This window comes from Gardnerella sp. DNF01144 (genome assembly GCF_049244245.1).
Lineage (GTDB): Bacteria > Actinomycetota > Actinomycetes > Actinomycetales > Bifidobacteriaceae > Bifidobacterium > Bifidobacterium piotii.
In genome coordinates this window covers 473,348-489,922 of sequence record NZ_CP058390.1, presented here as the reverse complement: position 1 = coordinate 489,922, position 16,575 = coordinate 473,348, and the positions used below count along the sequence as shown (strand labels likewise).

Genomic DNA, 16,575 nt, shown 5'->3' with positions numbered 1-16,575 from the left:
ATTCGTTAGTTTCCTTTAGTTTCTTTAGATTCCTTAAAAATTGGATTGTCAATATCTTCCTTACGCAAAGACACATTATTCCAATGCTGCCAAACAGTCCTATGAGAATCCCCTACTTTTTCTTGGCGCTTTAAAACTCGAATGCGAGCCTCTTCTACACATTGCGCAGCATCGCTAATCGGACGCGTAAAAAATGGATATGAATTCTTTTTCAACGAATCATCACCGTTTTGCAACTTTTCAAAACAAGAATAAACCTTAGTGGAAAAACTAGTGCAATTCGTTAAAATCTTATACGCGCATTTAAGCGCGTACGCAAGCCCTGCACCAATCATGCATAGCATAAAAAGAGTTAATAAAAGCCAAATCCACCATGGCATTTTAATTCTCCACGTTTTGGAAATCGCTATTATTAACGCTTAATTCTCGCTGTGCTCGAGCAATAATCATAGTGCGCAAGGTCTCTGGAGAAACAGCTTTAATATGACGAGCGTGAGCAATGCAAAATGCAACAAACCAGGAGTCGGAAGAAACCGTTAAGTGAACCTTAACACCAGCTCCACAAGGCTCGATGGTAGCTCCAGAAAGACTCTTTAAGAAGTTCAAATCTGGCTCATCTGTAATAAAGCATGTTTGAGTACCATTGTCAAAACTCCATTTTCTAAGTTCACTAACTGGAACATCTGGAATTTCTACAGGGCAAATAGGCTTAACAACTTCTGCGCGCTCAATTCTTGCAACGCGCAAAACCTGCCAAATTCTAGGCAAACCGTTCGCTTTATTAATCGAAGTGTCTTTTGCAACAAAACTACGCTTATCTTGTGGAGTTTGATTCTCAACATCTGTCCAAACAGCAACGTAGTAAACGCCTTCGTCAACAAAAATCTTAGAAGGAGCAACAATCTTTCTGCGAGTTCTACCAGCACCGTCCGTGTACTCCATGTCGATTAATGCATTAGCGCTAATCGCACTGCGAACAACGGAACAATTTCTAGGCTCCACCTCGTAACCGGTAAGGCTAAGCCAAGGAGTCTCACCAGGGCTAACATGCCTACGTAAACGCATGTAAAGCGCTTTGGCTTGATCTCTTTGTTCAACAGGCAAAAGAGGAGAATGCGCAAGGTAATTGATAGAAGCAGTAAGCATGCTCATATATTGTTGAGAAACTCCTGCTAAACGCTCAAGACCCAGTGAGTTAGTTGCGGAAACAATACCTTCCGTTTCTAAAAGCGACCAATCAATATCGAAGAATTGGCTACCTGCCATCTCTCCATCGTCGGAAACGGTAGTAAGCGTATTAATGTCTTTATGCAAAATCGCAACAAATCTACGAAGCTCATCGTCATTCTTAGGTTTGCCAATAAATCTTACAGCAAGCTCATTTAGTGGGAATTCTTCTCCAAGATGAGCAGATAGGAAGAGCATTAGTCGAAGTCTGCGATCTACTTCACTTCCCGTTTGGAAAGACGTCTTTTTTTGACGAGACTTGTCTGGCTCGTTTTCCGAAAGGTCTTGATTATCTTCCGCATTAGAACGTGCAGAATCAACGCTTTGATCAGCGTAATTCTCGTCGCATTCAACGAATTGCGTAGCAGCATTAAGTCTTCTATGGAAAGCATCAACCGCTTCTTGAGGGCTTACAACGCAAGAACCTGGATGCTCAAGAACAAACATTGCTAAATCGTCGGAATCAGTGTATGCAACGTTCAAATGTTCACCATCAACGTCAACAGTTGCTGCAAATCTTCTAGAATCGATAACCTTAACCAATGCGTCTGGAATTGTTTGAGTTCCAAGCCCTGGAGCAATCGAATCTAAGCCCAAACCAGGAATAGGCGTTTGAGGAACGCGCGGAGCAGTACGAGACGCAGAAGAATGTTGCTGATCTACTTTGCGTGATTCAGAAGAAGAAATCGACATAGAACGAGCTAAATAATTAGCAGCCGCAAGAACAGGAAGCTCTTCTTGTTCAAAACGAATACGCACGCGTGGTTCGTCACCAAGTTGCAACCTGTAGGATGCAAAATCTTGGCCTTCAGACTTTGAAGAATATTCAGGCTGGCGAGATTCAATCGCAATACCCATAGCTGCAAGCTTTGCGCGATCTCTTTGGAATTGCTTTGCAAACGCAGCCTTTGCAGCTTGATCTGCAAGTTCTCCATAAGAATCGGCATAAGCCTTAACTCGTTGCGCAATCTGACGCGAAGTCAGCCATTGTGGAAATGCGGAAGACAACACAGCCAGTACATCAAGCTCGTGTTTGCCCCACTTATCGGAAAAACGACGTCTTCCGTTACTTCCTTCTGCCATTTGTCCTCACGTATCGTTTCTTTGTAATTTCACTTTGTGTTAAAAACATGCGAAAAACGCTAAATTCTCAACACACACCTTAACTATTTTAATGGTGTTTTGCCATACGTGTGGACATTTTCAAAAAAAGTCATCAAATTTCTTGAAAATACAATAATCAACACTATAAAAACGTTGAAATAAGGCCATTTTCCACACGACACGCCCGAATGAATTTATTTTGTGACTACACCCACTCGTCTGGCTCAATGCCCTGCGGACCCACAAATTCACCATTTGGAACGTAACTTGGCTCCCCTGTATCTTCTAAAATAGCATCCGCAAACATAGAAACTTGGCTTCCAAAAGTCCAATCGCCTCGGATTGTAACGGATTTTGCAGCAGCCAAAGCTGGAACAGAATACGGGAATCTTTCGTTAAAATCATCAATAGTTTTGTAGAATCGTGGATCTAAATCCACATCTGGAAATATGTAATTGCCATCTTCCATCTCGTAAGAATCTGTAAGATGGAAGCGGTCAGAACGCATTATAAACAAATCGTTAGTAGTCTTTACAGGCAAAAATCGCATTCTATCAACCTCAACGCAAATCGCATCGTCAAAAAGCGAAACAGCGGAACCCATAGCAGTTTCAAGCTGAATCACTTTTTCGCTTGAATCATCAGTTGGGTCAACAGTCTTGTGATTGCAAATAACTGGAAGAGGAAGCACACCTTTATATTTTTTAAGAATCTTTTGCAAAGCATCAACGCGAATCCAAATATTATTAGTATTAAAATAAGGATGTTTATTAATGCTTTGCGCACTTCGCCTATCTTCTGCGGCAACCTGAGTCATTTCTCGAAGCATCATTCTGCCAGTTTCAAGACTTCTAACAATATGACCGCCTTTACGGTCTGCTTGAGTACGCTTAGCAACCTCAATCATGATTGAAGCACCAGTATTTTCAAAATGCTGAGCAAGAGTTCTAGAGGGTCTTGCACCTAAATTGTCGGAGTTAGAAATAAACAAGTATTTAATGCCATTTTTCTTTAGAATATCCAGCAATCCAGATTCCCAAATAGTAGAGAAAATGTCGCCGTGGCCTGGAGGACACCATTCTAAACTGCTATCTTTAGAACAAGAAACAGGCTCCCCCGTTTCTTCTAGAAGCTTTGGCTCTTGATGCTGAATAATTTCAACAGGAATATTTTCTTGAGAAAACTTTTTTGTACGCTTTAATACTTGTAACGTATCTTTAGACGTTCTAAAAGAGTTCATAAAAATCAAGGGCAAATCAACGCCTAAACGTTGGCGCGCTGTAAGAACTTGGCCAATTATAATATCAATAAATCTCATTTGACGAGCTTTATGTCTTCTAACTGGCAATAGCGACTTTGCACAAGACAATCCCATTGACGTTCCAAGACCACCATTTAGCTTAATAAATGCTGTTTTTGAAAACGCGTTAACTGCTTTATTGTGATCAATTGTTTCATAAATCTCATGAAAATTTGGCACAGTCTTAATAGGTTCTACTGCGTTTTCGCGAATAAATCCGCCAGTTTTATCTTCATTCCACACTTTATAAAGACGTTCAAATTGGCTAATAGCAACTTCGCTCATACCGTGTTCGCGCATCTTTGCAGCGGACAATTCAAAAGTGTTGTCCATTTAACGCAGCCTCCCTGTATGCATTGTGATTAATAGTTTATCTGCTCAAACAATATGTTGCAAACAAAAATGGACTCACGCGTTAAACACGCAAGTCCATTTTTACATTTCAAATAGTTTTCAGTAAAAGAAAATTATTTGAAACTTAGCAAAAACTATTCAGCAGAGCCTTTGCCAACCTCAACACGAGCGAAAGCTAAAGCAGAGCCGCCAACTTCCTTGAACAAGTCGCCAATAGTCTTGGAAGGATCCTTAACATAAGCTTGCTCAAGAAGAACAGTTTCCTTGAAGAAGGCGTTCAAACGGCCTTCAACAATCTTTGGAACGATCTTTTCTGGCTTGCCTTCTGCCAAGGACTTTTCGGTAGCAATGCGACGCTCGGACTCCAACACATCTGCTGGAACGTCTTCGCGGCGGAGCCACTGAGCACCCATAGCGGAAATTTGCAAAGCAGCTTCGTGAGCAACCTTAGCGCCTGCTTCGTCGGTAGCAATCATAGAAACAATGCTTGGAGGCAATTCAACGGACTTCTTGTGAGCGTAAACCTCAACGTGAGGACCGTTAACCTTGGCAATCTGGCCAACCTTAACGTGCTCGCCAAACAATGCTGCTGCTTCTTCAACTTCTTCCTTAACAGTAGCATCTCCAGCCTTAGCGGCAAGAAGCTCTTCTGCATTAGAAGCATTGGCTTCAATAGCATTGTTCAACACAGTTTCGGAGAATTCAACAAACTTTGGTGTCTTAGCAACAAAGTCAGTTTCGGAATTCAACTCAACTGCATAACCAGTTTCGCCTTCTGCAGTCTTAACAACCTTAGAAGCAACGGTTCCTTCTTGAGCCTTGCGACCTTCACGCTTGCCAGCGGCCTGAATGCCCTTAGCGCGGATGATTTCCTTAGCGCGAGCTACATCGCCTTCGGCTTCAGTAAGAGCCTTCTTAACGTCCATCATGCCTGCGCCAGTTTCTTCGCGCACCTGCTTAATCAACGCTGCAGTAATTGCTGCCATTTTGTTCTCCTCATTAACTGCCAACAGGCTTATTCAGCCTTGGCTTCATTGTCGGACTGTTCAGATTCCTTAGTGAGCAGTTCCTTTTCCCATGCTGCCATTGGCTGAGCATTGGCATCTTCAGCCTTTGCACCCTTGCCAGCGTGATCAAGCAAACCTTCTGCAACAGCATCGGCCATCAAGCTTGTAAGAAGCTCTACACCACGAATTGCATCGTCGTTTGCTGGAATTGGATACTCAACGGATTCTGGATCGGTGTTGGTGTCAACGATTGCCACAACTGGAATACCGAGCTTGTGTGCTTCTTCAACAGCCAAAGCTTCCTTGTTAACGTCTACAACAAACATTGCAGAAGGAGTACGGTTCATATTGCGAATACCGCCGAGCTGCTTGGAAAGCTTATCCTTTTCGCGCTCAAGAAGCAAAAGTTCCTTCTTGGTTAAACCAGATCCACGAACGTCGGTAAAGTCCATTTCCTCGAGTTCCTTCAAACGCTTTACGCGAGTAGAAACAGTTTGGAAGTTAGTCAACATACCGCCGAGCCAGCGCTCACTTACGTAAGGCATGTTTACGCGAGTAGCCTGATTTTGCACAGCTTCTTGAGCCTGCTTTTTAGTACCCACAAACAAAACAGTGCCATTGTGAGCAACAGTCTGCTTAATAAAGTCATAAGCCTTGTCGATCATGTCGAGCGACTTGAACAAATTGATGATATGAATACCATTGCGCTGAGTAAGAATGAACTGCTTCATCTTTGGATTCCAGCGACGAGTTTGGTGACCGAAGTGCAAACCAGCCTTCAGCATTTCGCTCATGGTAATCTGTGCCATATCTATATACCTTTCTTGTCGGTTCTTGCCTGGCCATGTCTGTTCGCATGCAACTTGGCTAGCATATAACTAAATCCAAGCCGACCGACACGAACGGACGCGTACATGGCGCGTATATGCGCATTCTGATAGACAATAAAAAACGAGCAATCGTATAACGCGACAACACTCATGCTCAAAGCGAACACGCAAATCCAAATTATAACAGAAGCTTTATACTAACTTTGTAATCAATCTATATAAAAAATCGCGATAATTTATTAAATTAGCTACTTAGAAGAGCTATTGCGCAATTGGCGTAAAGCTTGCTTTCTAACATCTTTTTCTAAACGGTCAATATACACATGACCATCAAGATGGTCACATTCATGTTGAATCATGCGGGCCATTAAGCCTTTACCTTCTAAAACAACAGTTTTACCGTCTAGATCTATTCCTCTTGCTCTAGCATAATCAGCTCTGCGGGTCTTGTACCACAATCCTGGAACCGATAAGCAGCCCTCATCTCCGTATTGTTCACCATTAAGCTCTTCTATAACAGGATTTAGAATATAGCCTATTGTTCCATCAATGTTATAAGAAAATGCTCTAAGATTAACACCAATTTGGTTTGCGCTAAGACCTGCACGACCTGGGTCGTTTACAGTTTCTAATAAATCTTCTACAAGACTTCTAACAGATGGTGTAATCTCGCGAATTTCATCACAAGGTGTTCTAAGAACAGGGTCTGGAACAACGCGGATTTGTCTAATAGTCACGGCACTCCTTAAAACAAAAGGCTAATTAAAATCGCAATCTATAATTATACAAGCTTTATCGTAATACCAGACGTAAATCTATATTTGCAATTGTTAATTAGCCTATTAGTATCTTATTTTATAATCTTATTCACTAACGGTTTGGTTTACTCCATCTTCATTATTTGAATAAGATTCCTTAGAATCGGATTGCACAGGCAAATCTTCTCCAAAACGCTTCAAATGCGTTGCAGCTTGATCAATAGCTTGCTTAACTTTAGGCGTAACAACCTCTTGAGCTTGCTTAACAGTTTCTTGAGCCTGCTTAACAGTTTCGGTTGTTTTATCTAAAATCTTAACCGTTGCAGGAAGTGGCCTACTATTAGGTTTTGGAGCATAAAGCTGCGTTTCAATAATATCGCTATATTTCTTCAAAACCTTTGGACGCACAACCTTCATGCTTGGCGTTAACGTACCAGCATCTTGAGAGAATTCTTCGTCTAAAATAACAAATTTACGAATAGACTCCGCTCTAGAAACTGTGCTATTAGCTTGATCAATAAATTGCTGAACAACAGATCGGATTGCATCATTTTGTGCAATATCTTTCATTGGAATAGTCTCATCCATTCCTTGATTATTAAGCCAAGAACGAACCATATCTGGCTCAAGCTCAATAAGAGCAGAAACAAATGGCTTTCCATCTCCAACAACCACTGCATGCGAAACAATAGGACACTTTGCAATAATGGTTTCAAGAGGAGCAGGACTTATGTTCTTTCCACCAGCAGTGATAATAATGTCTTTTTTTCTGCCAGTAATTGTTAAGAAGCCATCATCATCAATCTCGCCTAAATCGCCAGAATGAAGCCATCCATCTTGGTCAATAACTCCTGCAGTAAGCTCTGGCTTTCCGTAATATCCAACAAAAACATTAGGACCTTTTACAAGAACTTCTCCATCATTTGCAATGCGAATTGTGATTCCAGGACCAGGCTTTCCAACAGAACCAACTTGATTAGCATGCTCAAAGTTAACAACGCATGGAGCAGCTGTTTCCGTCATTCCATAACCTTGAATAAAAGTTATTCCATCTAATCCATTAAAGAAGTGAGCAAGCTCTGCATTTATTGGAGCACCACCACAAGCTAGCCACGCTAAATTAGGACCAAGTGCAGATCTTATAGAAGAACCAACAGTCTTCATATAAAAATCGTGCTGCAATTTTGCATAAATAGAATGCGATTTTCCTTCGACTTCGTCTTTAGACCACTCAGCAAAATGCTGAACAGCCTTAGCAAAGATTCTACCGCGGATTCCAGCGCCAGCTTTTTGAGATGCTGCGTTATAAACTTTTTCAAACACTCGAGGAACGCCAAGCAAATACGTAGGCTTAAAACTACGCAAATCTGCCAACAAATGCTTAGCGTTTGGAACATAACCAATAACGCCGTTCGCTCCAACTGCAACATATTGAATATACCTTGCAAAGCAATGTGCAAGAGGAAGGAATAGAAGTATTCTACTTGGCTTATACAACATGTCGTTTAGAACATCGTATGCTGCGTAAACAATGTGCGTAAAGTTTCTATTAGTAAGCATTGCTCCCTTTGGCTTGCCAGTAGAGCCAGAAGTGTAAACAATAGTTGCTAAATCATCTGCTTTTATTTGATTAATAGCATTATTTAGCTCATCGTCGCTTATTGATTTTCCAAAATCAATAACAGCATCAATACCATTGGCCTTAAAGTTAAAAACCGTTTTTAACGAAATTCGCTTATTGTCTTGACGAACTCTTTCCAAGCATTGCGCATGCTCATCGTCTCCTGCAAAAGCGATAACAGGCTTTACTTCCGAAATAATATCTGCAGCTTGAAGAGCGGAGTCAGTTTCGTAAATAGGTATGCTTACAGCACCAATACAAGCGCACGCAAAGTCAACAACACCCCATTCGTAACAAGTTGGAGAGTAAATAACGATTTTGTCTCCTTGCTTAACACCAAGAGCGATTAAGCCTCTTGCAGTAGAACGAACTTTGGATAGCATCTGTGATGCGCTAACATCGTGCCATTGACGAGTATTGTCATCTTGCCATTGTGCAATCACGCCTTGCGGGTCTCGCATTGCCCTATTGGCAAGCAATGAATAAATTGTGTCACCATCGTTAGTTGGGTGAATGTCTTCTACAGAAAATTCTCGCAGCATATTCTTAATTGTACGGTATAAGCATGCCAACACAAAACTATGAAGATACAAAAACATGCACAGAAAATTGGCGTTTTTTACAAAATAACAATTTAACAAATAACGATTTAGAAAACCCCTTGAGTAAAACAGCAAATGCAAATTATATTCTAGGGGCGTTACGCAAATAAGCTACATAATCCAACATGTTTATGCATGTACATACTTAATTAAATCAATAACTACTTAAAATTCATATTATGCAAACTACGATTAGGTAAAACCTAACCTATATCTGCTAACGTGCAAACCCATTTTCCCATTATGAATCTAAGTGTTAAAGATGTCCAATATTCTGTATCTCCAATATGAAGCAAAACAACTGCCTCTAATTGTGATGGAGAAACCAGTATTCCATTTATCATCTTAGGTATTGTTGGATTGCTTCTTAGCTTAGAAACTTCTGCCTCATTATGCTTATCTTTGTAGCATTCATTAATCAAGTACCACATATTCTCGAGTTTGTATATACACTCTTTTGTTAATGCTCTTTTCATCTCTGGCGATATTGGCCTGCCGTGAGAAATATCACCTACTATGCACGCTACTTTGCATATTTGCATTGCAAGATATAGGTACATCTTTTTACCATGCGTATTATTGAAACACGATGATACGTGATAACTTGCCATTGAGCGAGAAGACCCAACTGGTATTAAACCTTCATAAACTGGAAAAGGTCTTCTATCTTTAGTCTGGAACCGCGACGGATCTACTTGATCTGGGAAGTTACTATTAATAACCTCCCAAAATGTCTCATTATCATCGTCGTTTGCGTATAACAGAGTGTTAGAAAAATTTCTCATTCTCTCCTTCTTTCCTAAAATTTTGTCAAGTCATTTATTTTTTAATTCCTTATTTGTTAATTTTGTTTTCACATTATTTTCTAATGTTTAAGTAAAGCATACAGCTTATTGCAAAAAATAAAAGAGTTAATTTAATATGTGGATAAAACATTCATAACGCTTGAATTTTCACCGAAAAATCAAGGATTATCTAACAAAAGTTATACACATTGAATAAAAAGAATTGCTTTATAGTCCAAAGCTAAGCTGACTGCTTCTATTTTAAGAATACTCATCAGCTTAGCTTTACACACTTTTTGGCCTATAACCCATTTTCAGAATATTCATCAGCTTAGCTTTACACACTTTTTGGCCTATAACCCATTTTCAGAATATTCATCAGCTTAGCTTTACACAGTTTTGGCCTATAACCCACTTTTGGCGCTTACCCCCATTTTTCGGACTATAACCCAATAACCCAATATATGTGCGGAGACATGTGACAGAAAATAAAAAAAATCTCAGCGGAACATTATGGAACATCTGCTGAGACATAAAAAAAAATGGAGCGGACAGCGGGACTCGAACCCGCGGTCTCAACCTTGGCAAGGTTGCGCTTTACCAACTAAGCTATATCCGCAAACAAGATGCCATAGTAGCCTGATTTATTGTTTAATGCAAGTTATAATCAAAAATAAAAAATGTATAGTGATTTTCTGCTGTATTCAAGCAATTTTACGGAGTGTTGAGCAGAAGAAAAAGATAAGAAAACGATAAGAAAAATATTGAATACGATAATTATTATCATTAAGTCATAAATTTTTATAAAAATTTTTATTAAAATGTGATTTTTATCATGAAAAATCGTAAAAATAATGTAGAATAAAAGATAGCTTTTACCAAACAGGTAAAAGAAAACCGAAAAAGCAATGTTTTTCAAAGATGAAGCATAGAACAAGGAGGTTTCTATGAAGGCTATTGTTGCAACCAAAGATAAGAAGGCTCAGGTTGTAGAGAAGGAACTTCGTCCATTGGAATTTGGTGAAGCTTTACTCGATATGGAGTGCTGCGGCGTATGTCACACCGATCTTCACGTTAAGAACCAAGATTTTGGCGATAAAACTGGCGTTATTCTTGGCCACGAAGGCATTGGTATTGTTAAGGAAGTTGGCCCTGGTGTTACAACATTAAAGCCAGGCGACCGTGCATCTGTAGCATGGTTCTTTAAGGGTTGCGGACATTGCGAATATTGCACCACGGGCAGAGAAACACTTTGCCGTAGCGTTTTGAACGCAGGATACACTGCCGATGGTGGCATGTCTCAAGAGTGCATCGTCGCAGCAGACTACGCAGTAAAGGTCCCAGAAGGCTTGGATCCAGCTCCTGCAAGCTCCATCACTTGCGCTGGCGTTACAACCTACAAGGCTATTAAGGAATCTGGCGTACATCCAGGCGAATGGCTTATTTTATTCGGTCTTGGCGGTCTTGGTAATCTTGCGTTGCAATATGCAAAGAACGTATTTGGTGCGCACGTAATCGCAGTAGATGTTAACGATGCTCAGCTTGAATTTGCTAAGGAATATGGCGCAGATTTGTGCGTGAACCCACTTAAGGAAAATGTTCCTGAATTTGCTATGAAGAAGGTAGGCGGCGCTCATGGCGCTGTTGTAACCGCCGTAAGCAAGGATGCTTTTAACAGCGCAGTTGACTCTGTGCGAGCAGGCGGCACTGTTGCAGCTGTTGGTCTTCCACCAGAAGATATGGAACTCAGCATCCCTCGCCTTGTTCTCGACGGAATCCGCTTGGTTGGATCCCTTGTTGGAACTCGTAAAGATTTGGAAGAAGCATTCCAGTTTGGTGCTGAAGGCAAGGTTGTTCCAAAATGCCATATGCGCAAGATGGAAGACATTAACGACATCTTCGATGAGATGCTCAGCGGTAAGATTCGCGGTCGAATGGTAATTGACCTCTCCCACTGAAAAAAGAGATAAAATAAAAAATTAGAAGCCACTTAGTAAACGCTAGGTGGCTTCTAGTTTATGTTTGTGCTTTAATTTTTAAGACTTAAGCATTAATCTTAAATCTCAGTATTCAGCCTTAAGTCTTAAAAAATCTGCTATTTTAACGGAGGCATTGGCTTCCAGTTGGAATCATGCAAGATTTTTCTGCTTGCAATCCAACCAGTAAAAAGCTTTTTAACGCCACTTAAAATATGCTCGCGATCTACAGCAACAAGTCTAATAAGCTCTTTTGCAGCAGTCAAAGCAGTTCCAAGAGCAAACATAAATGGCCTAAAATCGCCGTGGATCATAAAGTAGCGCGCCATAAAACCACGATTTCGCATAATATGGTAACGATTCATATCGGAAGTGGAATTTAGTTGACGAACGCCAGCAATATCCCAATTAGGAATATTACGAGTTCTGCGAAGAATAATGTCACTTACAACAATCGGATTCGTAACCTTGCTAGCAAGATAGCCATAAGTAGTGTCATCCCAATAAATAAAATAGCGCGAATCTGGAAGTCCAATTTTCTCTACAATATTGCGCTTAAACAACCCACCTTCAAAGCACATTGTGTTCATAACGCGGTAGCCCGATGGCCCAAATGCTGCTGGAGCGATTGGATTAGGGATTCCAAGAGAAACAATAAAGTTATATTGCCAATAAAAATCGCCACCGTCGTAGTCTAATCGGCTGCCTTGAATCACATCGTGGCTCTTAGTCCACTTGCAAAGACGCTCAATAGATTCTGGAACAGTTTCAACGTCATCGTCCATAACCCAGAACCATTGTGCACCAAGATCGTACGCTTTTTTAACGCCAGCACTAAAACCGCCAGCTCCCCCAAGATTGCTACTTTGTGGCGCGTAAACAACGCGATTTGAATCGCCAGAATCGTCCGCGCTAGAAGCGCCCCATCTGCGCGAAAGAATATCGCCTAAATCATTCACCATTTTGCGCGTTTTTTCGCTACTTTCGTTGTCTACAATAATAATTCGCCAAGGGCATTGATTCAGGCACTCAAAAGATTTAAAAAGATTTGCAAGAAGCTCCTGGCGTTTATAAGTAACAACAATAATCGCAAGCTTGTCTATAGTATTAACAGAAGTATTCGTAATTTCACTCATGCTCTTAATCTTACACTTAGCATTGCCATCAAAAAGCGTTACAAGTCAAAAGTTACCCAAACGTGCTAAATGTTCTTGGCTATAAATGTTCGATAAATGTTCTTAGCATAAGATAAAAATAAAGTGTAGTTTCAGGGAAGGTGAAAATCCTTACTGGCGGTAACGAGGTAATTCTTGAATTAGTGAATTGTCTCGAAGCCCGCGAGCGGCATTGCGCTGCTGATTCGGTTAAAATCCGAAGCCAACGGTTAAAGTCCGGATGAAAGAAACGGAGGCTCTAATGAGCATTTCACGCGAAAATAATCATAAAACAAGCAATCACACAGCAAATAATCACGCAACTTACTCTGGCACAAACTATTGGTCAAGCGAAAAAATTGCTAAATACGCGCTATTCGTTGCGCTCTCTATTGCTGTAAGCTTTATAGAATTTCCACTTATTCCAGACGTAAACTACCTTAAATACGATCCTTCGGGAATTGTGTGTTTGATTGCAGGATTTGCATACGGACCATTCGCTGCTGCAATCGTAAGCGTGCTAGGATTTGCTCCACACTTCTTCACTAACCCGTTTGGCGCAATAATGGCAATATTGGTTTCAATGGGCGCTTCTGTTAGCGCTGCAATCGTCTACAAAAAAATTAGAACCAAAGAAGGCGCTATTATTTCGCTTGTAGTTGGCTCTGTAGTTGCGATTGCTCTTGCAATAGTCGGAAATCTTATTATTACGCCGCTTTATGCTCATATTAGCGTTGAGCAAGTTGCTGCTCTTATAGTTCCAGCTCTGCTACCGTTTAATGTGATTAAGCTTGCGATTCATTGCGTAGTAACTATGCTTGTTTATAAGCCTGTTTCAAAACTTCTTAACTACAACAAGTAGTAAACAAATAGCATTAGCCAAAATAGCATTAGTCAATTAAGTAAAAAGCAAGCTGATTATGCAAAGCAATAGAGTTATTCAATATAGAACAAGTTGCAAAGACGAAAAAAGCAATACGGATTATTGTGCTAAAAAAGATAATGCTGTTTCTTTGCAAAAAGTTCGCTTTAGCTATGATGGCGGAAAAACTTGGATTCTAGACGGAATAGATCTTGAAATTGCATATGGTCAAAGAATTGCAATAATAGGCAAAAATGGTAGCGGAAAGTCCACGCTAGCTAAAATTATTGCAGGACTTTCTTCCCCAGATTCTGGAATTGTTACGCTATGCGGAATAAAAGTTTTTGAAGCAAACAATGTTGATTCAAAAGCGTACCAAAAAGCACGAGAATCTATTGGAGCATTGTTTCAAAGCCCAGAAGACCAAATCGTTACAACAGTTGTAGAAGACGATGTTGCTTTTGGGCTTGAAAACTTGTGCGCCTCTAAAGAATTTATGAAGCAAAATATAAGCAACGCTTTACGCGCTGTAAACATGGAAAATCACCGTTTTAGCGACCCGAGCAATATGAGTGGAGGTCAGCAGCAGCGTGTTGCTATTGCGTCATCGATTGCTACAAAATCAAAACTTCTTGTATTAGATGAGCCTACAAGCATGCTTGATTCTTGCGCAAAAGAAGATGTGAATAAACTTTTTGACAAGTTGCAAACGAGCGGCACAACAATCGTGCAAGTAACGCATAAGATTAGCGAATGCAAAAATGCTGATCGAATATTAATGCTAGAAAACGGAAAATTGCGTGATGTAAGTTTATTGAAATTAGATGAATTTTTCACGGAAAAATCGCCAACTGTTATTGAATCAAAAAGCATGACGGAAAATGTAGAAAATTCAAATACGGCAATTGAAATATCGAATTTAAATGTGAGCTATACAAATAGTCAAAGTCCAATAATAAGAGACTATTCTCTAAGCGTAAAATCAGGCGAAATCGTTGCAATAATGGGAAAAAATGGATGCGGAAAATCAACGCTCGCAAAAGCAATATGCGCACTTATTAAATATGATTCTGGCTCTATTTGCGTAAACGGAATAAAAATTAGCGAAAAAACAAGCAAATCGCAAATGCGTGAAATTCGCAAAAACATTGGTTACGTTATGCAATTGCCAGAACAGCAACTTTTTGCGCAAACTGTTTTTGAAGACGTAGCATACGGGCCAAAAAACTTTGGATTAGAAGGACGTGAATTACATTCCAGAGTATTGAACGCACTAAAATCATTGCATATTGAGCACTTAGCGCAGAAATCCCCATTCGAACTTTCTGGAGGCCAGCAACGACTAGCAGCAATCGCAGGAATTTTAGCTTGCAATCCAAAAATTTTGGTTTTAGACGAGCCTACAGCAGGATTGGATTTTGAGTATGCAAAAATCGTGCTAAAAATTTTAAGCGATTTGCACAATAAAGGCGTAACAATTATTGTTATTACGCACGATTTAAATGAAGCAAAATCGCTTGGTGCGCGCATAGTTACGTTAGATTCGCGCAAAAAGAAGGAAATTCAAGAACACGCACAAGACGAAAAGCTTGAAAATGCTAGCGAGAATGGTAGCGAAAACAAAAACGAAAACAAAAATAAGTCATTGCTAAGCTTATTCAATACGCGAATAATACTAATATCTTGCTTAATTCTTATGTTTAGTGCGTTTAGCATTACAAACTTCTATCAACTAGGAATTCTTGCACTGTCAACGCTTGCTCTAATATTTCTCGCTAGAATATCGCCTATAAAATTATTGTTGTCATTGCACATGTTTATTGCAATATTCGTATTTTCTGGAATGTTTAATCTTCTAGTTGTGCATTCTGGAAGAGAACTTTTTAGAATCGGGCCGCTATTAATAACAGATGATGGAATAAAGTTTGCAATACTTTTCGCTTCAAGATTTTCGCTTGTTATACTAATTGGGTCAATAATTGTACTAACAATAAGCCAAACGCGATTGACTGAAGCATGCGCGTCTATTATTTCACCTCTTAAAAGCGTAGGATTGCCAAGTCAAGAAATTGCTCTTATTATGAGCCTTGCTTTGCGCTTTTTGCCAACTCTTTCAAAAGAAGCAGAATCTGTAGCCTTAGCTCAAATCGCAAGAGGCGGAAATATAAAAGACGGATCTATAAAAAAGCGATTGCGAGCAATAACATCTCTTATTGTTCCAGGATTTGCAAGCGTGATTCGACACGCAAACACACTAGGGCTTGCACTAGATTCTAGATGTTACGTTCCTGGAGCAAAGCGCACGCACTTACATACAGAGAAAATTCGCATAAAAGACTTTGCGCTTTTAAGCGTTACATTAGCTATTGTGTGCGGAATAATTTTTGCTGGAATATTTATAGCCTGAATATTTATAATCGAGCGGATTGAACGCATTGAGCGGATTTATTGTATTGAACGTATTGAGCGCATTGAGCGCAGATTCTTACGGTTAATGTATAATCCGATAAGCATTGAAAATTTAAGCGTTATAAATAGATGGTCGATAGTTGGTTGTTGATAATTGCGTTTGACAATATAGCGTTTTGACGTTTTAGTGTTTTAATGTTTTGAAAATTGACGTTTTAGTGTTTTATGCATATTGAACTCGATTTGGAAGGAAAATAATGGCATTAACTAAAAAGCAGATTAAGCAATTGCGCGCGCTCGCTAACACTTTAAGCCCATTGCTTTATGTTGGAAAAAACGATATTAGCGACGCTGCTGTTAAGCAAGCAGACGAGACAATGCAATCTCATGAGCTTATGAAGTGTGCTGTACAAGATGGCTCTGGCTTAAGTGCTAAAGAAGCTGCACAAGAACTTGCAGAGCATCTTGGTGCAGAAGTTGTGCAAGTAATTGGCAACCGCTTTGTGCTGTTCCGCGTTTCAAATCGCGAAGATATTGACCACATTATGCTTGTTCGTGACTAAAACTCTCTTAAAAAATAGTAATA

General features: G+C 40.0%; 14 protein-coding genes, 1 tRNA gene and 1 riboswitch. Of the genes, 5 read left to right on the top strand and 10 right to left on the bottom strand.

What is annotated here, in order from left to right:
* Positions 1-5: 5 nt before the first annotated feature.
* The 7 genes from HXT36_RS01895 to HXT36_RS01865 all read right to left on the bottom strand — a co-directional run bounded on the left by HXT36_RS01895 (position 6) and on the right by HXT36_RS01865 (position 8,743).
* Positions 6-380 (bottom strand): hypothetical protein, encoded by a 375-nt coding sequence (locus HXT36_RS01895; RefSeq protein WP_016801415.1) that lies wholly within the window; start codon positions 378-380, stop codon positions 6-8.
* Position 381: 1 nt separating this feature from the next.
* On the bottom strand, positions 382-2,310 hold the full coding sequence (locus HXT36_RS01890) for a helix-turn-helix transcriptional regulator (protein ID WP_016801416.1): 1,929 nt from the start codon (positions 2,308-2,310) through the stop codon (positions 382-384).
* Positions 2,311-2,536: 226 nt separating this feature from the next.
* Positions 2,537-3,964, bottom strand: coding sequence for a UTP--glucose-1-phosphate uridylyltransferase (locus HXT36_RS01885; RefSeq protein ID WP_116285841.1), 1,428 nt, complete (start codon positions 3,962-3,964; stop codon positions 2,537-2,539).
* A 155-nt stretch (positions 3,965-4,119) separates the two neighbouring features.
* The gene (gene tsf / locus HXT36_RS01880; protein ID WP_421779090.1) at positions 4,120-4,971 is read right to left on the bottom strand and encodes a translation elongation factor Ts; all 852 of its coding nucleotides are present in this window, start codon (positions 4,969-4,971) and stop codon (positions 4,120-4,122) included.
* A gap of 29 nt (positions 4,972-5,000) precedes the next feature.
* A complete protein-coding gene (gene rpsB, locus HXT36_RS01875; protein WP_016792016.1) occupies positions 5,001-5,801 on the bottom strand; it encodes a 30S ribosomal protein S2 in 801 nt (266 codons plus the stop codon).
* Between the two features lie 269 nt (positions 5,802-6,070).
* Positions 6,071-6,559, bottom strand: a complete 489-nt coding sequence (locus HXT36_RS01870; RefSeq protein WP_016801421.1) for a peptide deformylase — start codon at positions 6,557-6,559, stop codon at positions 6,071-6,073.
* Between the two features lie 126 nt (positions 6,560-6,685).
* Entirely contained in the window at positions 6,686-8,743 is a 2,058-nt protein-coding gene (locus HXT36_RS01865; RefSeq protein ID WP_421779087.1) for an AMP-dependent synthetase/ligase, read from the bottom strand.
* A gap of 23 nt (positions 8,744-8,766) precedes the next feature.
* Here HXT36_RS01865 and HXT36_RS01860 point away from each other — a divergent pair, with 23 nt between their 5' ends.
* On the top strand, positions 8,767-8,913 hold the full coding sequence (locus HXT36_RS01860) for a hypothetical protein (protein ID WP_415701393.1): 147 nt from the start codon (positions 8,767-8,769) through the stop codon (positions 8,911-8,913).
* A 93-nt stretch (positions 8,914-9,006) separates the two neighbouring features.
* Here HXT36_RS01860 and HXT36_RS01855 read toward each other — a convergent pair whose 3' ends face one another.
* Complete coding sequence (locus tag HXT36_RS01855; protein WP_004130824.1) at positions 9,007-9,588, bottom strand: hypothetical protein; 582 nt, start codon at positions 9,586-9,588, stop codon at positions 9,007-9,009.
* Positions 9,589-10,131: 543 nt separating this feature from the next.
* Positions 10,132-10,207 (bottom strand) — tRNA-Gly (locus tag HXT36_RS01850).
* Between the two features lie 328 nt (positions 10,208-10,535).
* On the opposite strand from HXT36_RS01850, the gene adhP reads away from it, so the two are divergent.
* Positions 10,536-11,546 carry an alcohol dehydrogenase AdhP gene (gene adhP, locus HXT36_RS01845; protein WP_016801426.1) on the top strand — a complete coding sequence of 337 codons (1,011 nt, stop codon included), beginning with the start codon at positions 10,536-10,538 and terminating at the stop codon, positions 11,544-11,546.
* A 137-nt stretch (positions 11,547-11,683) separates the two neighbouring features.
* Here the strand turns inward: adhP and HXT36_RS01840 are convergent, their stop codons facing one another.
* Positions 11,684-12,700, bottom strand: coding sequence for a glycosyltransferase (locus tag HXT36_RS01840; protein ID WP_115757529.1), 1,017 nt, complete (start codon positions 12,698-12,700; stop codon positions 11,684-11,686).
* A gap of 123 nt (positions 12,701-12,823) precedes the next feature.
* Positions 12,824-12,975: riboswitch (FMN riboswitch) on the top strand.
* A 5-nt stretch (positions 12,976-12,980) separates the two neighbouring features.
* Here HXT36_RS01840 and HXT36_RS01835 point away from each other — a divergent pair.
* From HXT36_RS01835 to HXT36_RS01825, 3 genes are all read left to right on the top strand, one after another.
* Positions 12,981-13,580 (top strand): ECF transporter S component, encoded by a 600-nt coding sequence (locus tag HXT36_RS01835; RefSeq protein ID WP_004130819.1) that lies wholly within the window; start codon positions 12,981-12,983, stop codon positions 13,578-13,580.
* Between the two features lie 58 nt (positions 13,581-13,638).
* Positions 13,639-15,987 carry an energy-coupling factor transporter ATPase gene (locus HXT36_RS01830; protein WP_421779083.1) on the top strand — a complete coding sequence of 783 codons (2,349 nt, stop codon included), beginning with the start codon at positions 13,639-13,641 and terminating at the stop codon, positions 15,985-15,987.
* 259 nt (positions 15,988-16,246) lie between these two features.
* Entirely contained in the window at positions 16,247-16,552 is a 306-nt protein-coding gene (locus tag HXT36_RS01825; protein WP_004130815.1) for a YhbY family RNA-binding protein, read from the top strand.
* Positions 16,553-16,575 lie beyond the last annotated feature (23 nt).